19 protein-coding genes are annotated in these 17,652 nt (G+C 67.4%); all 19 read left to right on the top strand.

Going from position 1 to position 17,652, the window contains the following annotated elements; translation table 11 throughout:
- Positions 1 to 9 precede the first annotated feature (9 nt).
- Positions 10 to 1,266: a phage major capsid protein gene (locus CVUC_RS08765; protein ID WP_096034581.1), complete on the top strand. Its 1,257-nt coding sequence runs from the start codon at positions 10 to 12 to the stop codon at positions 1,264 to 1,266.
- A gap of 69 nt (positions 1,267 to 1,335) precedes the next feature.
- Complete coding sequence (locus CVUC_RS08770; RefSeq protein ID WP_096034582.1) at positions 1,336 to 1,818, top strand: hypothetical protein; 483 nt, start codon at positions 1,336 to 1,338, stop codon at positions 1,816 to 1,818.
- On the top strand, positions 1,818 to 2,111 hold the full coding sequence (locus CVUC_RS08775) for a head-tail connector protein (protein WP_096034583.1): 294 nt from the start codon (positions 1,818 to 1,820) through the stop codon (positions 2,109 to 2,111). The genes CVUC_RS08770 and CVUC_RS08775 overlap by 1 nt, the downstream gene beginning before the upstream one ends.
- A gap of 11 nt (positions 2,112 to 2,122) precedes the next feature.
- On the top strand, positions 2,123 to 2,347 hold the full coding sequence (locus CVUC_RS08780; RefSeq protein ID WP_096034584.1) for a hypothetical protein: 225 nt from the start codon (positions 2,123 to 2,125) through the stop codon (positions 2,345 to 2,347).
- Position 2,348: 1 nt separating this feature from the next.
- Positions 2,349 to 2,687: a head-tail adaptor protein gene (locus CVUC_RS08785; protein ID WP_164512752.1), complete on the top strand. Its 339-nt coding sequence runs from the start codon at positions 2,349 to 2,351 to the stop codon at positions 2,685 to 2,687.
- Positions 2,680 to 3,156, top strand: a complete 477-nt coding sequence (locus CVUC_RS08790; RefSeq protein ID WP_105212850.1) for an HK97 gp10 family phage protein — start codon at positions 2,680 to 2,682, stop codon at positions 3,154 to 3,156. The genes CVUC_RS08785 and CVUC_RS08790 overlap by 8 nt, the downstream gene beginning before the upstream one ends.
- Positions 3,156 to 3,566: a DUF3168 domain-containing protein gene (locus CVUC_RS08795; RefSeq protein WP_096034587.1), complete on the top strand. Its 411-nt coding sequence runs from the start codon at positions 3,156 to 3,158 to the stop codon at positions 3,564 to 3,566. The genes CVUC_RS08790 and CVUC_RS08795 overlap by 1 nt, the downstream gene beginning before the upstream one ends.
- A 38-nt stretch (positions 3,567 to 3,604) precedes the next feature.
- On the top strand, positions 3,605 to 4,036 hold the full coding sequence (locus CVUC_RS08800; RefSeq protein ID WP_096034588.1) for a phage tail tube protein: 432 nt from the start codon (positions 3,605 to 3,607) through the stop codon (positions 4,034 to 4,036).
- Entirely contained in the window at positions 4,036 to 4,473 is a 438-nt protein-coding gene (locus tag CVUC_RS08805; protein WP_096034589.1) for a gene transfer agent family protein, read from the top strand. The genes CVUC_RS08800 and CVUC_RS08805 overlap by 1 nt, the downstream gene beginning before the upstream one ends.
- Positions 4,474 to 4,499: 26 nt before the next feature.
- The gene (locus CVUC_RS20670) at positions 4,500 to 4,622 is read left to right on the top strand and encodes a hypothetical protein (protein ID WP_272865294.1); all 123 of its coding nucleotides are present in this window, start codon (positions 4,500 to 4,502) and stop codon (positions 4,620 to 4,622) included.
- Between the two features lie 25 nt (positions 4,623 to 4,647).
- A complete protein-coding gene (locus CVUC_RS08810; protein WP_096034590.1) occupies positions 4,648 to 5,079 on the top strand; it encodes a hypothetical protein in 432 nt (143 codons plus the stop codon).
- A 9-nt stretch (positions 5,080 to 5,088) separates the two neighbouring features.
- Positions 5,089 to 9,009 (top strand): tape measure protein, encoded by a 3,921-nt coding sequence (locus CVUC_RS08815; RefSeq protein WP_096034591.1) that lies wholly within the window; start codon positions 5,089 to 5,091, stop codon positions 9,007 to 9,009.
- Position 9,010: 1 nt separating this feature from the next.
- Positions 9,011 to 9,604, top strand: coding sequence for a hypothetical protein (locus CVUC_RS08820; protein ID WP_096034592.1), 594 nt, complete (start codon positions 9,011 to 9,013; stop codon positions 9,602 to 9,604).
- 4 nt (positions 9,605 to 9,608) lie between these two features.
- Positions 9,609 to 10,262 carry a hypothetical protein gene (locus CVUC_RS08825; RefSeq protein ID WP_096034593.1) on the top strand — a complete coding sequence of 218 codons (654 nt, stop codon included), beginning with the start codon at positions 9,609 to 9,611 and terminating at the stop codon, positions 10,260 to 10,262.
- A gap of 2 nt (positions 10,263 to 10,264) precedes the next feature.
- Entirely contained in the window at positions 10,265 to 10,705 is a 441-nt protein-coding gene (locus tag CVUC_RS08830) for a DUF6950 family protein (protein ID WP_096034594.1), read from the top strand.
- Positions 10,687 to 13,746 carry a fibronectin type III domain-containing protein gene (locus CVUC_RS08835; RefSeq protein ID WP_096034595.1) on the top strand — a complete coding sequence of 1,020 codons (3,060 nt, stop codon included), beginning with the start codon at positions 10,687 to 10,689 and terminating at the stop codon, positions 13,744 to 13,746. Before CVUC_RS08830 ends, CVUC_RS08835 begins: the two co-directional genes overlap by 19 nt.
- On the top strand, positions 13,746 to 13,988 hold the full coding sequence (locus CVUC_RS08840; protein ID WP_096034596.1) for a hypothetical protein: 243 nt from the start codon (positions 13,746 to 13,748) through the stop codon (positions 13,986 to 13,988). Before CVUC_RS08835 ends, CVUC_RS08840 begins: the two co-directional genes overlap by 1 nt.
- A gap of 21 nt (positions 13,989 to 14,009) precedes the next feature.
- Positions 14,010 to 14,306 carry a hypothetical protein gene (locus tag CVUC_RS08845; RefSeq protein WP_096034597.1) on the top strand — a complete coding sequence of 99 codons (297 nt, stop codon included), beginning with the start codon at positions 14,010 to 14,012 and terminating at the stop codon, positions 14,304 to 14,306.
- 3 nt (positions 14,307 to 14,309) lie between these two features.
- Positions 14,310 to 17,645, top strand: coding sequence for a hypothetical protein (locus tag CVUC_RS08850; protein ID WP_096034598.1), 3,336 nt, complete (start codon positions 14,310 to 14,312; stop codon positions 17,643 to 17,645).
- The last annotated feature ends 7 nt before the right edge of the window (positions 17,646 to 17,652 follow it).

Below are 17,652 nucleotides of genomic sequence, written 5' to 3' on the forward strand. Positions count from 1 at the left end.
AGACTACTGATGTCGAAAGGCATTCAGGCCCTGCGGGAACAGCGCACGGCCCACGCGAAGGAAGCCCGCAACATCCTGGACACCAAGACCGGGAAGGACTGGACGCCGGAAGCCGCCGCCCAGGTCGACGAGCTGTACGCCAAGATCGACGATCTGGACGGCCAGATCGAACGCTTCGAGCGCGCCCTGCAGCTGGAAGACAGCCTGGACGAACGCGGCCAGCAGCGCGCCGAACGCACGGGCCGCTCGGCCGACGAAGAGACCCAGAACGTCGCCACCGAGAAGGCGATCTTCGACGCCTGGTGCCGGGGCGGCACCGAGCAGCTGAACGACGAGCAGCGCGAGTACGTCAACAACCGCCGCAACGAAGCCCGCCGTCTGTACGGCGCGCAGTCGGTCGGCACCGGCTCGCAGGGCGGCTATCTGGTGCCGCGCGACTTCTCGGCCACCCTGCTGGAGAAGATGGCGGCCTACGGCGGCGTGCGCTCGGTCGCCGACGTCATCCAGACGGACGGCGGCAACTCGATCGACTATCCGACGGTCGACGAGACCGGTCAGGAAGGCGAGCTGGTCGGCGAGAACACGGCGGCCACCGGCCAGGACGTCACGTTCGGCACGACCGACATCGGCGCCTACAAGTACAGCTCGAAGGTCGTGGTGATCCCGATCGAGCTGATCCAGGACTCGCGCATCGACGTGGAAGCCTACGTCAATCGCGCCCTGGCCGAGCGCATCGCCCGCATCACGAACCGCCACTTCACCGTCGGCGACGGCACCAACAAGCCGCGCGGCGTCGGCGTCGCTGCCGCCTTGGGCAAGACCGGCGCGGCCGGCCAGACCACCAGCGTCACCTACGACGATCTGGTGGACCTGGAGCACAGCGTGGATCCGGCTTACCGCGCCTCGGGCGCGCGCTGGATGTTCCACGACCAGACGCTGAAGGTGCTGAAAAAGCTGAAGGACAGCACGGGCCGCCCGCTGTGGCGTCCGGGCGTCACCGGCGGCGATCCGAACGACATCCTGGGCTACGGCTACACCATCAACCAGCACATGCCCCAGATGGCCGCCGGGGCGAAGTCGATCCTGTTCGGCGACTTCAAGAAGTACCTGATCCGCGACGTGATGGCGGTGACGCTCTTCCGCTTCGCGGACAGCAAGTACATGGAAAAGGGCCAGGTCGGCTTCCTGGCCTGGTCGCGCCATGACGGCGACCTGATCGACGCCTCGAACGAGGCGATCCGTCACTACGCCAACGCCGCCTCGTAAGGCGGTCACGCCGGCCGGGGCCAGCCTCGGCCGGCTTTCTCTTCCCCTCTCGCGACAGGATCGGACGCCATGTTCGTCAAGATGCTCACGGCCATGGCCGGAGACTCGTTCTCGTATGACCACGGCGCTGTGGTCGAGGTTTCGGCCAAGTACGGCAAGGCGTGGATCGCCGCCGGCCTCGCCGAGGAGACCCGCCCCACCGATGTGCTGGAGGCCGAGGTCGACAAGCAAGCGGGCGTCGCGAAAGAGGCGGTCGCCAAGTTCAAGGTCGCCGAGCGCGATCTGGCCATCCACAAGGCCGATCTCGCCACCGCTCGACAGCAGATCGAAGCTCTGACTGGACAGCTCTCTGAAGCGCAGGCGGCGACCCAGGCTCTCGCGACCGAAGTCGAGGAGCTGAAGGCCGCTCTGGGCGACGAGAAGGAAGCGAAGCTCACCGCCCTGGAGGAGCTGGACACCGAACGGGCGGCCAAGGAGATCCTCGAAAAGGAACTCGAGGCGCTGAAGACTGCCACGGCCCAAGAGCCGCCGCCGGCTGAAGGCGCCGCGTGATGGCGGACCCGGTCGAAGTCCCGGCCGGGCCGCTGGTCACGCTCGACCTGGCCAAGCAGCACCTGGGCGTCTGGTCCGATGAGACCGACGCCCTGATCACCCTCTATATCAACGCCGCCAGCGACCGGATCCGCACCCGCCACGTGTTCGGCGATCCGGTGCCCGCCAATGTCCAGGCCGCCGCCCTGCTGATGGTCGAAGACCTCTACGACCCACCGGAAGCAGCGGCAGGCGAGCAGCGGCTCAAGACGATCGACAACCTGCTGCGTCCCTTCGAGACGCCCGAGGTCTAGGAGGCCGCGCCATGGCTTGGGTCGAGTTCACCGACAAGTTCCGCTTCGTGCCGCCGGCCGATCGCCGCGTGACCGTGCGCTACAGCGCCGGCCAGCGTCTGTCGGTCACCGCCGAGTGCGCGCGCCAGGCCGTCGAGGCCGGCGTGGCCAAACGGATCAAGGCCCCGGCGCGCGGCGAGGTCCCGGATGGGACGCCCGCCGAGGAGGCCGAGGCGAACCCGGTTCGCGAGGACTGACATGCGTTCCGGCGAGTTTCGCGAGCGCGTCCAGTTCCAGCAGCGCGCGGAGGACGCCAACGGCGACCGCCTGGGGGACTGGGAGACCGAGGACAGGTTCAAGACCGCCGCGCGCTACACCTTCCTGCGCGGCGGCGAGACCGTCATGCAGGCCCGCCTGACGGGCGTCCAACCCGTGGTCATCCGCGTGCGCGCCTCTGGCGCCATGCGCGAGGTGACCGCCGACTTCCGTGTCCTGGATCTGCGCACCGGCGCGGCCTTCAACATTCGATCGGTGCTGCCGGATCTGCGCCGGAAGGTCATCGACTTCACCTGCGATACGGGCGGCGCCGATGGCTAGGACCAAGATGGAAGGTCGCCTTGAGCTGAAACGGAAGCTGGCGCGGGTGTCCGCCGCCGGCAAGGCCGTGCTCGAAGCGGAGGTCGAGTTCGAGGCGAACGACTTGGTCAAGCGCATGAAGCGCATCGTGCCGCGTCGCAGCGGCAACCTGGCCAAGTCGATCCGCAAGGAGCCCGGCCCGCACGAGCTATCGTGGGACGTCAGGGCTGGCGGGCCGCTCACCACGAAGAAGGTCGGCAACAGAACTTACGATGGCGATGTCATTCTAGGGTCTGGGGACACCCAGGGCCGCAAATCCAAGGCCGGCGGCAAGCACGTAACCTACGACTACGCGAACGCCTTTGAGTTCGGCACCCAAAACCAAGCGGCTGACCCATTCTTCTTCACCACAGTCCGCGCTCGGCGGAAGGCCTACAAGCGCCGCCGGACCACGGCGCTGAACAAGGCCGTGAAGGCGGCGGTGACGTGATGAAGGATCCTACCGGACCCATCTGCGCCTCGGTCGAGTTGCGGCTTCGCGACAATGCCGGCGTCAAGGCCAGCATGGGCGGCAAGACCCGGTTCTACGACCGCGTGCCGCCCAAGGCCGTCTTCCCGTATGTCGCGCTCGGCCCCGTCGAGGTCGATTTCGAGGACGAGACCGACTGCAACAGCGGCGCGGAAACCGTCGTCCAGCTGGACGTCTATTCGCGCGCCGTATCGTCGGACGAGATCCGCGCCGTCGCCGGCGCCGTGGTCGAGGCCTTCCGGGCCGACCTGGCAGTCCCCGGCCACGACGTGATCGATCAGGCGGTCAGCGCCGCCCGATACCTGGACGATCCGGACGGCCTTAGCCGTCACGCCGTCCTGACCCTGCGGTTCGATACCGAACCTTCCTAACCATCGCCGCCCTGGCGCGGCCTTTCCCGGAGACAACCATGGCCTCGGTCAAGGGCATCAAGCTCGTGCTGAAGGTGGGCAATGGCGCCACACCCGAAGTTTTCACCGCCCGCTGCAGCCTCAACGCTCAGCGCGGCATCAAATTCACCGCCGACCTGCAAGACACCGCCGAGGTGGACTGCACGGACCCGGAGAAGGTCGCCTGGCTCGTCCGCGACAAGGTTTCGGTCTCGGGCGAGGTGAACGCCTCGGGCACTCTGGACAAGGCCGACCTGGCCTTCTTCTTCGACTGGGTGAAGGACAAGGACGCCAAGAATTGCGAAGTCATCGTCGACATCGCGGGCGGCTACCTCTGGGAGGGCGCCTGGCACTGCTCGGACTTCGAGGTGACGGGTGATCGCGGCAAGCGCTGCGAGATCTCGATCAACCTCAAGTCCGAGGGCGAGATCGAAGGCTCGGCCGTCACCTGATGCGCTACGACGGCAGCATCCAGCTGTCGTTCGGAGGCGGAAGGCATACCTTCCGCCTCGCGCTCGGCGAGCTGCAGGAGCTGGAAGAGGTTTGCGGCGACCGCAAGCCCGACGGCTCGATCCGCCGCGTGGGGCCGGGCCTGGTGCTCGATCGCCTTCGCACCAACCAGTGGACCACGGCCGACGTGCTCCACACGATCCGCCTCGGCCTGATCGGCGGCGGCATGAACCAGTACGAGGCCCAGCGCCTGGCCGACCGCTACGTCGCCGAGCGCCCCGCCTGGTACGAGAACGCCCTGGTGGCCCTGGCCGCGCTGGACGCCGCCCTGGCGGAGCCCGACGAAAGCCTGGGGGAGCTGGGGGCGGAGGGGACGGGGACAGGCTCCCAGACGGCCGGATCTCCTTCGCCAGCATCTACCGAAACGCCGGCGCCCTAGGCTACGACATCGACCAGGTGAACCGGATGTCGCTCTGGCAGTTCCGGGCCATCGTCGAGGGCTACCGCAAGGCCAACAGCACCGACGACGACAAGCCGCCCGCGCCCACGGACGCGGAGCATGATGAACTCATGGCGAAGTACGGCTAGGCTCCCTCCTGGAGAGGGAGAGAGCATGCGTCGTACAACCCTGGTCGCCGTAGCGCTAAGCGTATGCAGCTGTGGCCCCACCGGAGCCGGAAAGGACCTCGCTGCGGCGGGTCTTCGCGATCCGTCTTCAGCGCAGTTTCGCGACGTCAGAGCACGCGGCGACGTTGTCTGCGGCGAGGTCAACGGCAAGAACGGCTTCGGGGCTTACGTCGGGTTCAGACGCTTCATCAGCGTGCCGCGTACGCGCGAGGTCAGCTTAGCTCCCTCGCGCGACGACGGTGCCGATGCTGGATCGACTGCGCTGGCCAGCTTGGCCTTCGAGCGTGCCTGGGCCGCAACGTGTCCGCCCGGCAAGACCTCCCCTGACCAAGATGCGGCGGCGCTCGCTCGCCATACCGATGAGCTTCAGCGGACGCTGGAAGAAACAAAGAAGTACGGGGCTAAGACCCCCGACTAAGGGGGTGCTGTGGCCGACATCGACGTTCAGCGCCTACTCGTTCGCCTGGAAGCGCGCATCGACAAGTACGAGCAGGCCCTGTCGAAGGCGAATGCCCAGACGGATAGGCGCGCCCGCGCAATCGAGGCCCGCTTCGACCAGTCGGTGCGCAAGCTCGACGACGCCGGGCGTAAGATGGGCCGGGTCTACGACCCTCTCTTGGCTGCGTCTAAGCGTATGGAAGGCCAGCTCGGGGCTAGCAGCGGGAAGATCCGCAGCGCCCTGCTAGCGACTGCCGCGCCCATCGGGGCCGGCTTGGTTGCGGGGTTCTCGGCGAACAAGATCAAGGACTACGCGGACGGCTATACTCGCTACACTAACCAGCTGAAGGTTGCCGGGCTTGAGGGTCAGAACCTCACGACCGTTCAGGATCGCCTGTTCGCGACGGCCCAGAAATACGGCGCCCCGCTGGAGCAGCTTGGGACCCTCTATGGCAGGACCGCAGCGGCGCAGAAGGAATTGGGAGCTTCCAACGAGGATCTCCTGCGTTTCACGAACGGCACGGCTGCAGCGCTGAAGGTGCAAGGCGGCAGCGCCGAGGAAGCTCGCGGCGCTCTCCTGCAGCTGACGCAAGGTCTCGGAAGCACGATCTTCCGCGCGGAAGAGTTCAACAGCGTGCTGGAAGGCGCTCGGCCTATCATTCAGGCGGTCGCACGGGGAAGCGATCGGTGGGGCGGATCGATCTCCAAGCTCCGGGCCGACATCATCGCCGGCAACGTCTCGAACAAGGAGTTCTTCCGCGCCGGGCTGATCGGCTTTCAGCAGACCGAACAGGTCGCCGAGAAGGCCACTCTGACAATCGGCGCGTCCCTACAGATCATCAACAACGCCCTCGGCAAGTACATCGGTGAGTCCGACGCCTCGCTGAGCGCTACGGCCAGGCTGTCGGCTGGCATCCAGGGCGTCGCGAACAACCTCGACGTCATCGTTCCCGCGCTTGGCGTGATCGGCGCTGCCTACGGCGTTCGCGTGACCGGAGGTCTGATCAAGGCCAACGCCGCACAGATCGAGCTGGCCTTGGCTGTGGCTAGCGGTAACGCCGTTATGATCGACGGCGCTCGCGCTGCGGTTCTGAAGTCCGACGCCGCTGTGAAGGCGAACCAAGCTGAGATCGCCTCGATCCAAGCGAACATTGCCGCGCTGCGCGAAGAGGCCGCCCAATATCAGGCCAACCTTGCCCTAGCCACGGAGCAGCGTCTCGCGGCGAGGGCGGCGCAGGCTCAAGCAGCGACCAACGCAGCAGCGGGCTTCGGAAACATCCGCGTCGGTGCTGGCGGACTGTCGGACCCGGTCAACGCCACGGCTGCTGCGACGCAGTTTGGTGAAGCGGGCAAAAATGCCATTGCAGACCGTCGGCGGTTAGCTGCCGTAACCAAGGAGCTCGAAGTCGCGGAAGCCGCCCTGACGGTAGCGTCTGGGCGCGCTGCGGCTGCGCAGGCCGCCCACACGGCCGCTGTCGGTGCCGCGAGCATCGCTGCTCGCGCCGGGGCCGTTGCAACGCAGCTGTTCACCGGCGCGCTCACGCTTATTGGGGGCAGCGTCGTCGGCGGCGCCGTGGTTCTGGCTTTGGGCGCGATCGTCGGAGCGATCATCCTGCACAACCGCCACGTCAAGCAGGCAGCGGCAGACCAGGCGGCGTTGCGCGCCAACACGACCGCCCTGTCGGACAAGCTCAAGGAGACTGCTACCTACGGTCGGGCGGCGTCTGAAGGCGTTAAGGGCCTGGGGATCCAGGCAGCGAACCAGGCTCCGAAAGTAACCGCCTTCGCCGGCGCCGTGGGCGAGCTGGCCGATCAGCTCTATCGAGCCGCTAACGCACGCCGTGCCGAAGCCATTGCCAGCCTCGAAGCGCTGAAGTCCAAGGCCCAGATCGATCTGAACAAGGCCGCCGCGCGCCAGGAGGAAGAGCGGCGGGCCGTGCGCGGCCCAATTGGCGAACCCGGTTCGCGTGGCGCTGCCGGTGCTGCGGCGTCGGTCGGCCTGTCCCAGGTTCAAGCGCTCTCGCAGGGCGCGGCTTCGCAGGAAGTGGCCCAGGCTCAAGCGAACTTGAAAGCGGCGAACGCGGAGTTGGATAGGCTCAAGGCGCTGAAGCCCGAGGACTTCGTTCGCCCGGAAGATCGCACGGGCGGGCGTAACCTCGCAAAGGAGCTGACCGATCTCCAAACCCGCCTGAAGATCGCTCAGGCTGCGCACAACGGCGCCGCGACCCGCGAACTCCAGGCGCAGATCTACACGCTGAAGAAAACGTCGGCGTACATGAAGGACGGTTTGAAGTTCGACGAGGCTTACGCCCTGGCCTCGAAGGAAGCCGCCGAGATCAAGTCGGCCGCCGAGGGCTACGCCGCTCAGCAGGCCGGGAAGAGGGCCGATCGCACGGCGCTTCAAGAAGAGCGCGCGGACCTGCAGCACGACCGCCGCTACGCCGCCGATCTGGCGCGCGCCCAGGACGATCAGCTCCAGGCCCAGGCGGACCTGACCTCCTCGACCCAGGACCGCCTCAACGTCGAGCTGGCGCGGATCGAGAGCGCGCGAAAGGCGCGTGAGGAAGAGCTGGCCGACCAGGCGAAGTCGAAGGCCAATCCGAGTGGCTACACGCCCGAGGAGATCGCCGGTCTGACCAAGCTGGCCAACGACACGGCAGACAAACAGAAGGCCCGCGCCAGGGCCGTCGCTGACCAAGAAATCGCCGACCAAGCCGTCGCCCTTGCTGAGGATGACCGCCGGAACCGCGCCGAGCTGCTCCAGGCGCAACAAGGCCTCGCCACCACGGTGGCCGAGCGCCGTGACCTGGAGCTGAAGATCCTCGACCTGCAGCAGCAGGAAGAGCGCGCTCGCGTCGAAGCCATCATCGCCTCGAAGACGGCGTCGGATGCCGAGAAGGCCGTGGCGAAACAACGCCTCGCCGCCCTGCCGGCGATCGAGGCCTATCAGCGTAGCGCGGTCGAGCGGGCCAACGAGAGCCAGCTGGCGTCCTACCGCCGGTCGGTGATCGTGCCGGGCTCGGAACAGGCTGATGCGGGCGTCGTCGATGGCTTGCAGGCCCTCCGGTCGTCGCTTGTCAGCGCGGCGCTGGCGGCCGGCAACTTCGACGACGTCCTGGCCAACATCGGCCGCGTGGCCGGCGAGCGCATCATTGGCGGCCTGGTCGACCAGCTGCTGATCGCGCCCACGGCGGCGGCGGCGGAGAAGGCGCTCAATGCCCTGTTCGGCGCGGCCGATACGGCGGCCGACGCGGCCGGAGCGACGGCTTCGAGCGCGAAGGCGGCGGCGGATGGCGCTGCCACCGTGAGCGTCACCGCTCTAACGGCGGCCACGACCTCGGCCACGGCGGCGCTACTGGCGCTGACGGCGGCTGCGACCTCGTCGGCCAGCGCCGAGGGTGCGGGCATCGTGGCTGGCTTCCTGGGTCTTCGCGGCGGCGGCGCCATCCCCGGCTATGCCGGCGGTGGCGGCCTGGTGCGCGGCCCCGGCGGCCCGAGGGATGACGCGATCCTGGCCCAGCTGGCCAGCGGCCGGTTCCTGAAGTTGTCCAACGAAGAGTTCGTCGTGAACGCCGAGGCCACCCGGCAACACCGGGGCCTCCTGGAAGCGATCAACAGCGGCTCGCTGCGCGGCTACGCCAGCGGGGGCTCGATCACGACGGGGGGCGCGCTGTCGACCGTTCGCAAGGTCAATAGCCTGTCGTTCTCGTCCGGCCTGGCCGGCGGCGGCCGACAGTCGGTGTTCCAGTTCGATCTGCGCGGCGCGATCCTGACGGAGGATCTGATGCAGGACATCAACGGCAAGATCTCCGCCGCCGAGAGCCGGGCCGCCATCCGTGGCGCCCAAGGCGGCGCGGCGATGGCCCAGGCGCAAATCCAGAAGGCGGGCGCATCGCGCCTGGGCCGCTGACATGGCGATCCTGCTGCCCGCCCTGCCGCGCTCGGCCGAAGTCGAGGGCGAGATCCCCGACGCCAGCGCGCGCGTCACCCCCACGACCGGCGCGGGCGCGGCGCAGACGATCCTGCGGCCTGGGCGTTTCGCCGTGTCGGTGACGATCGGTGATCTGAGCGAAGCGGGAGCCGCCGCCTGGTTGGCGGCCCAGCTGCGCCACAAGACCGAGGGCGCCGCGGTTCGCCTGGTCTGGCCTCGCTATGGCGTGACGGGCCTGCCCGCCGGCGCCGTGGCCGACGGCTCGGGCCAGGCGGGTTCGGTGCTAGCGATCCGGGGTCTGACGCCCGGCTTGCCCCTGCCGACCTTCACGCCCTTCAGCTTCATCAAGAACGGCGTCGTCTACATGCACCGCACGACCACGGAAGTGGTCGCCGATGGGGCGGGCAAGGTCATCGTGACGATCGGCCCGATGCTGCGCGCCTCGCCCACGGACGGCACGGCCCTGGCCTTCACCGAGCCGATGATCGAGGGCGACCTCGACCCCGGCCCGGTCAAGTGGACCGTCAAGCGGCTGCGCTTCAACACCGTCTCGTTCAAGATTACGGAACGGTAGGCCCATGAGCTTCTCGCCCGAGAGGGCCGCCGCGCTCCAGCAGCCGGCGGTCATGCTGCCGTGCTGCCTGCAATGGGACCTTCCCAGCGGGCCGCTTCGCCTGGCCGAGGCCGGCTTCTTCTCGTTTGAAGTCGATGGCCAGGAGGTCACCTTCCAGGAGCGTGACGAGGTGTTCGGCGTCCTGGGCGCGATCGGCCCGATCGCCGATGGCCTGATGACGGAGGCGCCCTCGACCTCGTTCGTGATCTTCCCGCCGACCAACGCCGCTATGGCCGCGATGGCCGCTCCGGGCGTGCAGGGCTCGCGGGTGCGGATCTGGGAAGTCGTGCTGGACCCCATCACCGGCCAGGTGGTCGGTGAGCCAGACGAGCAGTTCGTGGGCGAAAGCGACGTCCTGACCAACACGGTCGATGAGAACATCCGCAGCCTGACCATCACGGCCAACTCGAGGATGGCGCGGTTCCTCCGCAAGAAGGAAGGCGCGCGGCTGAACAACGGCTTCCACCAGCGCTGCCGCCCCGGCGAGCTGGGCTTGCAGTACATGCAGGCCGTCAGCCGCGCCATTCCGTGGGGCTCGGACACCCCGACCAGTGCGCTCAGCGCGGCCCAGGCGGCGGCCTACGCCCGCCTCTACGGCACGACTTACTTCGGGGTCTGAAGATGACGCCGCTCGATATCCGCGTCGCCGCCGCCCAGGCGGCGCGCGAGGCTTTCTGTGACCAGACGTTCGAGTGGGGAGTGCGCGACTGCGTTCGCCTCGCCGCCCACGACCTGAAGGGGCTGGGCTATCGTCCACGCCTGACGCGAGGCGGCTACTACAAGACCGCGATCGGCGCCCGGAAGGCGCTGAAGCGAACCGGGTTCGCCACCTTAGAAGCCGCGCTCGACGACCTCGGCTTACCGCGTCGGCCATGGGCCTACGCCCTGCCCGGCGACATCGTGGCCCTCCCGTCGGCCGAGGACTGGCCCGCGCTCGGCGTGGTCATGGACCAGACCCTGGTTCTGGCCTTCGCACCTGACGGCGTCTGCCGCCTGGCCAAGCCCGCCGCCGCCGACATCCTGTGCCTGTGGAGCGCCGCCCCATGCCTCAAGCCGCGCTAGCCGCCGCAGTCTGGGTCGGTAGCCAGGTCGCCTTCGCCGCCGCCGCTGTCGGAGCCTCGACGGTCGTGGCCGCCGCCGCCGGCTACGCCACGCTCGGCGCGACCCTGGCGGCCGAGGTCTACGCGGTCAGCAAGGCCACCCAGGCGCTCACGCCCAAGATCAAGGGCGCGGAAACGGTTCTCCAATGGCAGGCGGATCCGCGCGCCGGCATCCCGTATGGCATCGGCCGCAGCGCCATCGCCGGCAACATCGTCTTCAACCAGGCGGCCGGGGACACCAACAAGTTCCTGAACTTCGCCACCGTCTATTCGGGCGCGGGGCCGATCGACGGGTTCGAAGCCTTCCAGGCCAACGGCGTCACCGTGCCGTTCACCGCGGACGGCGGCGAGGGTGCGAGCGGCTACTACCTGAACCGCATGTGGCTGAAGACCCAGCTGGGTCAGGCCAACGAGCCCTATCTGCACTGGACGGCGACGGGCTCGAAGGACACGCCCGCCAACCACGGCGGCATGCCGTCGGAGTGGACTTCGGCGCACAAGCTGTCGGGCTACGCCGCCTCGCTATGGGCGCTGGAGTACGACCCCAAGAAGTACGCCTCGGGGGTGCCCACGCCGCGCATGATCGGCCGCTGGGTCAAGACCTATGACCCGCGCCAAGACTCGACCTATCCCGGCGGCTCTGGTCCGCACCGCTGGAACGACGAGAGCACCTGGACGTGGTCGCGGTGCCCGTACCGACACTCGATCACCTGGATCATCGGCCGGCGGTCGAACGGCGTCCTGACCCACGGTCTGGGCGCAGACATCAGCGAGATCGACGTTCCGGCCTTCGTCCACGGCGCCAACGTCTCGGACGCGAACAGCTGGTGCGTGGACGGCGCGGTCGACAGCCTGGACGACGACTACGAAGTCCTCAAGGCCATGCTCCAGGCTGGTGGCGGCGTGCCGATCCTGGGCGGCTCCAAGATCTCGTGCATGGTCAACGCCCCGGCGGTCAGCCTGGCCACGATCACCGAGGCCGACATCGTCGGCACCATGACCATCCCCGGCCAGGTCAGCGCCGCCGAGCGGATTAACACCGTTTGGCCCAGCTATACCGAAGAGGCCCTGGACTGGCAGGTCGTGACCCCGGATGCCCCGGTGCAGGTCGCCGAGTACGTCGCGGTCGATGGCGAGGAACGCTCGATCGAGCTGGGCATGCCGCTCGTCAGCAACGCGACCCAAGTCGGCCAGATCTCGCGCTACGCCATCGAGGACGCCCGCGAGCTGACGGGCATCGTCCTGACCCTCTTCCCGCGTTGGAAGTGGCTGCCGCCCGGCGCTTGCGTCACGGTGAACAGCCCCGAGGCGGGCCTCAACGGCCAGAAGGTGCGGATCCAGAAGCGGACCCGCGACCTCTCGACCAAGCTGCCGACCTACATCTGCCGCACCGAGACCGACGGCAAGCACGCCTACGCCCTGGGCCAGACCAACACGCCGCCTGCGGATCCGTCACTGACCGGCGTGGACGCCAATGTAGTCCCGCTGCCGGGCGACGGCGCGTGGCAGATCGTCGGCGGGGTGACGGCGAACGAATTCGGTTCGCTTCCCGCGATCGTCATCCAGGGCGAAGCGGACCTCTACGACGCAGTCTCGATCGTCGTGGACTACCGCGAGGTGCTGGGGCCGTCTTCTTTCGGCCCCTGGCAGTCGCAAACCTTCCCGGCCTCGGCGCGTCAGCTGATCGTCACCGGCGTCAAGCCCGGCGCCGTCTACCAGGTCCGCGTCCGTTACATCACGGCCGGCGGAGTCGAGAACCCGGACACCGGCACCGACCTGGGCACGGTCAACACTGGCGAGATCATCGCGGCCAAGATCGGCAAGTTCGCTGAGGAGCAGCTCCAGTATTGGACCGAGCTGACCCAGCAGGCCGAGGCCACCGCGCGCGACGCCCAGCTGCGCGTGCTGGACGCCCTGACCAAGGCGGCCGGCTGGGACCTCGACCTTCTGGGCCAGATCCTGCCGCCCAGCGGTCGGCCGGTTGGGGCGACGATCGACGATCAGATCCGCAAGGTCGAGAGCAACACCGAGACCATCGCCGAGCATTATGAGGAGATGTCGGTCGGCTTCGCCAACGCCGCCGCCGCCCTGGCGATCGAGGCGTTGACGCGGGCGAGCCAGGACGAGGCGCTGTCGGCGTACCAGATCGCCCTCGCCGCGACGGTCAACAGCAACTACGCCACGGTCAACTCGACCCTAGCGACCTTGACGACGAACCAGAACGCCACGGCCCTGGCGCTCACCACGCTCACGACCAACTTCAACAGCAACGTCGCCACGGTCAGCAGCCAGCTGACGGCGCTCTCCAACGCCCAGAGCGCCCAGGCCAGCAGCATCTCGACGCTGTCTTCGACCGTGGGCGGCAACACGGCTTCGATCTCGACGATCAGCACGACGCTGGCGACCTTGAACGGCCAGGTCGGCGCGGCCTTCGGTCTTCAGTTGTCGGCCGGCAACAAGATCATCGGCTTCAAGGGGATCAATAACGGCGTCACCGGCGGCTTCCTGATCGACGCCGACTATTTCGGGATCTCGAATGGGCTGGGCAGCACCTACCCGTTCTTCGTCAGCGGCGGGACGGTCTACATGACCAACGTCGCGATCCTGGGCTCGCTGATCGTCTACGGCACGGTCGACGCGCCCCAGCTGGCGAACCGCGCAGCGACCAGCACGTCGCGGTCCAACGCCTCCTACGCCGTTGGCGGCTCGGGCGGCTTCCAGACGATCCTGTCGCACTACGTCTACCTGCCGAAGGCCGGGACGGTCGATGCCGACTGCACGGTCGCCCAGCACTTCCCGAGCGGCGACCGGAACTGGGAGTTCCAGCTCTACATCGACGGCGAGCAGCAATTCCGCTGCTACGGCGCCAACGGTCAGGACAGCGTGAGCCTCGCCGGCTCCAAGGACTGCGCCGCTGGATACCGCCTGGTCGAGGTAATCTGGTCGGCTCACACCTCGGTCAACGTCGACTACCGCATCCTGAAAAGCATGGGGAGCTGGTGATGCAGACGATCAACGCCGTCATCTTCGAACCCCTCGCGGACGATCCCAGCAGCGGCCGGATCCTCTGGACCACCCAAGCGCCGCTTGGCGCCATGGAGCTGGAAACCCGCCCCTGGATCGCGACCGAAGACTACGATCCGCAGCTTGATCAGACCCACAGGGTCGAAGGCGGGCGGCTCGTCCAGACCCATCGCTGGGTGCTCGACGAGAACAACCGCCGCATCGGCACCGAGCCGCTCTAACCCTTCCACAAGGACACTGTCATGACCGACACGACTTCGACCCCCACGGTCGGAGAGCGCCTCGCTGCGCTCGCCGCCTCTGCCGATGCCGCGCGTAAGGCCCAAGCCCAAGCCACCCTCGGCCCGCTCGCCGCCCTGATCGCCCAGGCGGGCGCGCTGTCGATCGAGGAGATCGTGCAGGTCATCAAGGGCCTGCTGCCGCTGATGACCGAGGACACCCAGGAGAAGATGGCGCTGGCCAACGCCACGCTGATCCTGCCGGGCCTTCCGGGCGCGCTGAAGATCGCCCTGCAGCAAGCCGAGAAGGCGAGCGCCTAAGCCATGGCCCTGGGCATCCCTGAGTTCACGACCCAGCTCGCCGCCCTGCAGGCGCAGTTCGCTGCTGGCGACCTGACCCAGGAGGCGCTGGCCACGGCGCTGCGCGCTCTGTGGGAGCAGTACGACAGCGTCCTGACACTGGCGGACAACATCCAGTCCCTGCTGGCGATCAAGGAAGCGATCCTCGACGCCTATCAGGCCGGCATTGGTTTGAAGGGCACCGTATCCGCGGTGAGCGAGCTACCGGCGGCTGCCGCCGAGGGCTCGGCCTACAAGCTCGTCAACGTGTTGGACGTCGCCGATGGTCATCTGTTCGCTCGGATTTCGGGCGCGTGGGTGGATCTGGGGCTGCTGACGGGGCCTAAGGGGCGCAGTGCGTACGAAGTGGCGGTCGCCAACGGTTTCGAGGGTACCGAGGAGCAGTATGCTGCTCTCCCGTTGAACAAGGCCGATCTCGCCCAAGAGAAGGCCGACTTAGCTGACGGCAAGGCGACCTTCGCGCAGGAGCAGGGCGACTACGCCAAGGGCCAGGGAGACTACGCCAAGGGCCAGGGCGATGATGCGCAGGCGGCGGCGGCGGCGGCAAACCTGGCTCGCGACGTGGCTAGGTTCAAGGCTATCTATCTTACCCGCTCTGCGCTGTTCGCGGACCTCGCGCATGAACCAAACGTGCTTGGTCTGGTCGCTGACGATCCGACGCCAGGATACAACGGTACCTACCTGAAGCTCGGCCAGGCAGGCGTGGGCACCTGGTCAAAAGTCGACTCGGTCAATGGCCTGACCTTCCAGGAGCTGCCCCGCGACACCGGCTATCTAGCCGCGTTCTGCGATGCAGCCGGCCGTCCGGCTTGGCTTGTGCGCCTCGACGGCGCGTTCGAGGTCCGCAAGATCGTTATGCCGGCAGGCATCTTGGCCGGCGCTTCTCTGTCACCAGGCACCGTCGACGCGTCGAAGCTTGAGGCGACGATCCAATCCAGTCTGACCCGTATCCCAGTCGAGTCGCCTGTCGAAGAAACGGGCTATGTCTATGCGATCACCGACGCGGCCAAGCGTCTGCTGTTCGGTATCGCGCGCGACGGCTCCACATACATTCCTAAATTCTCGCCGCTGACTGCCCTGATCCCCAAGGACTTGTCGGTTACGAGCGCTAAGCTGGCGACGGACCTCGCCGCCCTGATCGCAAGCCCCATGCTGGCGTCGGAGACCGGCTACGTCTGGACGATCACGGACGCCGCCAATCGCCTCCTCGCGGGTATCAAGCGCGACGGGACCTTCTACGCCGCCAAGTTCGAACTGAAGGACGCCTCGATCACGGAGACCAAGTTCTCGGCCGAGGTGCGCCAGCTGATGGCGACGAGCCTTTCGCCAGAGAGTGGCTATGTCTACGCCATCGTGGACGCGGCCAACCGTAGGCTGTTCGGGATCAGGACCGACGGCACCCTCGTCGGCAAGTTTGAGAACGCTCTGAACGACGGCGCGGTGACGACGCTAAAAATCGCCAGCGGCGCGGTCACCGAGGCGAAGCTGGATCCGCCGATGGCGCGCCTGGCGGTTCCGCGCGTCGGGGACGTCATTGAGGTTCCGCCCGACGCCTGGCGTTCCAAACTTGGAAGCGTTGCGGTGCGTACCGAGGCGATCGGTAGCCTCTGGGTCCAATTCCCGAGGTTCATGACCAAGGCGCTTCGTGGTCTGAACGCGGCGTCAACCTCGATCGACTTCCGCAAGTCGTCTGGCCTGTCTTTCAGGGGTAAGCGGCAAGGGAACGACTGGAGCCCCGTGGCTACGACGGCCGTGCCTTCGCTCATCAACAAGGGTAACACGACCGATCCGTCCGCGCTGTCCACGGCCGGTCGCGTGCTCGGCGACTATTATCGCTATTCGGTCACGAGCGGCACGACCACCTTTGACGGGCAAACGGTCGGCCTGGGCGACCTGATCGTCTACGACGGCTCGGCTTTCCGCGTTCAGAAAGGTCCGACGCCTCCAAATGGGGGTGGCTACACCAGCCGCGAACGCGGCGACTGGTGGATCGTGACGGCCGACGGCACGTTCGACGGCGTGTCCTACGTGGCCGGCGACCGTATCGTCTGCATCGGCTTCGATAGCCAATCGGGCTTTGGCGTCATGCTCTGGTTCAAGGGCAAGCCTGCCGAAGGAGACCTGTTCTATCGCGGCGAACACGACGCGTCGGGCGGCGCCTATCCGACCAGCCCGGCCCATGGCGACACTTGGCAGATCTCGGTCGCGGGCACGCTCAGCGGTGAGGTTTTCGCGGCGAACGACTACTTGATCTACGACAGCGGTGTTTGGGGGCGCGTGCCTGGAAACCCGATCACGACGGTGGCCAGCGGCAAGATGATCCCTGGGCTCTCTTGTGTGCAAAGCGCTTCGGAATGGGAAGTGCGGCGCACCGACAAGAGCAACACGCGCGTCGGCGTCACTGCGGCCGGTCGCCATCAGCTTTCGCCTCGGCGCAGCTCGGACGGCATTGTCTGCCGGTCCGACAGCATGTTCGGCGTCGCCGCGATCCAGACGAACCTCGGCAACCTTGTCACGCCGCGCCAGGTCGTCGCGATCGCACGGGGCGGCGGCACGAGCGACAACGTCCTGGCGACGATGGAGCACGAGATCGCAAACGGCGGCGATCCGTATCGCGGCTGGTTTGAGTTCATCTGGCAAGGTCAGAACAATCAGCCGGGCGCCGTTGGCGACGCGAACTGGTGTCGCACGATCGAGGCGGCGCTTCGCATCGCCGAGCTGATCGGCGTTCGGGATAGTCGGTTCGCCTTCCTGTCCATCTTGGGCAGCATGGCGATGACCTTCGACGGCACGCGGATCAACTGCACCCAGTGGGAACCGATGCAGGCCGGCACCCACGTCCTGGCCAAGCTGGAAGACTGGTACGCCACCAATTTCCCGGGTCAGTTCGTGAACACCCGCAAGGTTCTGCTGGCGAAGGCGGCCGCGAGCACCGTTCCTGATCCGCGCGTCCTGGGCGCCATGACCGAGGCGCAGACGGCGGCCGCCTACGGCTGGGTGCCCTATAGTTGGATGAACAAGAACACGGCCTACAGCTTCTCGCTGGTGGGGCTGAACTATATCGGCTGGTGGTCTGGCGCCGGCACGCTGCCGACCGGGGGCGCGGACGGTGACGCCTACGTGCGGAGCGCGGGCGCGACCACGATCGGAACCGGCGGCGTGGGCAATCTGATCGTCCGTCAATCCGGCGCTTGGGGCGAGTACGCACCCGACACCATCCACATCGGCGGAGGGGCCACCCAAGGCGGCCCGCAGCTCGCCGCCGCCCTGAACGACCACCTCATCACGACCAAACTTTAGGAGCCTG

The sequence above is a fragment of the Caulobacter vibrioides genome (genome assembly GCF_002858865.1).
In the GTDB taxonomy this organism is placed as follows: domain Bacteria; phylum Pseudomonadota; class Alphaproteobacteria; order Caulobacterales; family Caulobacteraceae; genus Caulobacter; species Caulobacter vibrioides.

Excerpts from the sequence above, each read along its gene's own strand:
- CVUC_RS08825 (WP_096034593.1), top strand. The coding sequence starts at position 9,609 with ATGAGCTTCTCGCCCGAGAGGGCCGCCGCGCTCCAGCAGCCGGCGGTC.
- CVUC_RS08765 (WP_096034581.1), top strand. The coding sequence starts at position 10 with ATGTCGAAAGGCATTCAGGCCCTGCGGGAACAGCGCACGGCCCACGCG.
- CVUC_RS08830 (WP_096034594.1), top strand. The coding sequence starts at position 10,265 with ATGACGCCGCTCGATATCCGCGTCGCCGCCGCCCAGGCGGCGCGCGAG.
- CVUC_RS08820 (WP_096034592.1), top strand. The coding sequence starts at position 9,011 with ATGGCGATCCTGCTGCCCGCCCTGCCGCGCTCGGCCGAAGTCGAGGGC.
- CVUC_RS08795 (WP_096034587.1), top strand. The coding sequence starts at position 3,156 with ATGAAGGATCCTACCGGACCCATCTGCGCCTCGGTCGAGTTGCGGCTT.
- CVUC_RS08775 (WP_096034583.1), top strand. The coding sequence starts at position 1,818 with ATGGCGGACCCGGTCGAAGTCCCGGCCGGGCCGCTGGTCACGCTCGAC.
- CVUC_RS08800 (WP_096034588.1), top strand. The coding sequence starts at position 3,605 with ATGGCCTCGGTCAAGGGCATCAAGCTCGTGCTGAAGGTGGGCAATGGC.
- CVUC_RS08835 (WP_096034595.1), top strand. The coding sequence starts at position 10,687 with ATGCCTCAAGCCGCGCTAGCCGCCGCAGTCTGGGTCGGTAGCCAGGTC.
- CVUC_RS08845 (WP_096034597.1), top strand. The coding sequence starts at position 14,010 with ATGACCGACACGACTTCGACCCCCACGGTCGGAGAGCGCCTCGCTGCG.
- CVUC_RS08770 (WP_096034582.1), top strand. The coding sequence starts at position 1,336 with ATGTTCGTCAAGATGCTCACGGCCATGGCCGGAGACTCGTTCTCGTAT.
- CVUC_RS20670 (WP_272865294.1), top strand. The coding sequence starts at position 4,500 with ATGTCGCTCTGGCAGTTCCGGGCCATCGTCGAGGGCTACCGCAAGGCC.
- CVUC_RS08790 (WP_105212850.1), top strand. The coding sequence starts at position 2,680 with ATGGCTAGGACCAAGATGGAAGGTCGCCTTGAGCTGAAACGGAAGCTG.
- CVUC_RS08850 (WP_096034598.1), top strand. The coding sequence starts at position 14,310 with ATGGCCCTGGGCATCCCTGAGTTCACGACCCAGCTCGCCGCCCTGCAG.
- CVUC_RS08780 (WP_096034584.1), top strand. The coding sequence starts at position 2,123 with ATGGCTTGGGTCGAGTTCACCGACAAGTTCCGCTTCGTGCCGCCGGCC.
- CVUC_RS08785 (WP_164512752.1), top strand. The coding sequence starts at position 2,349 with ATGCGTTCCGGCGAGTTTCGCGAGCGCGTCCAGTTCCAGCAGCGCGCG.
- CVUC_RS08805 (WP_096034589.1), top strand. The coding sequence starts at position 4,036 with ATGCGCTACGACGGCAGCATCCAGCTGTCGTTCGGAGGCGGAAGGCAT.
- CVUC_RS08810 (WP_096034590.1), top strand. The coding sequence starts at position 4,648 with ATGCGTCGTACAACCCTGGTCGCCGTAGCGCTAAGCGTATGCAGCTGT.
- CVUC_RS08840 (WP_096034596.1), top strand. The coding sequence starts at position 13,746 with ATGCAGACGATCAACGCCGTCATCTTCGAACCCCTCGCGGACGATCCC.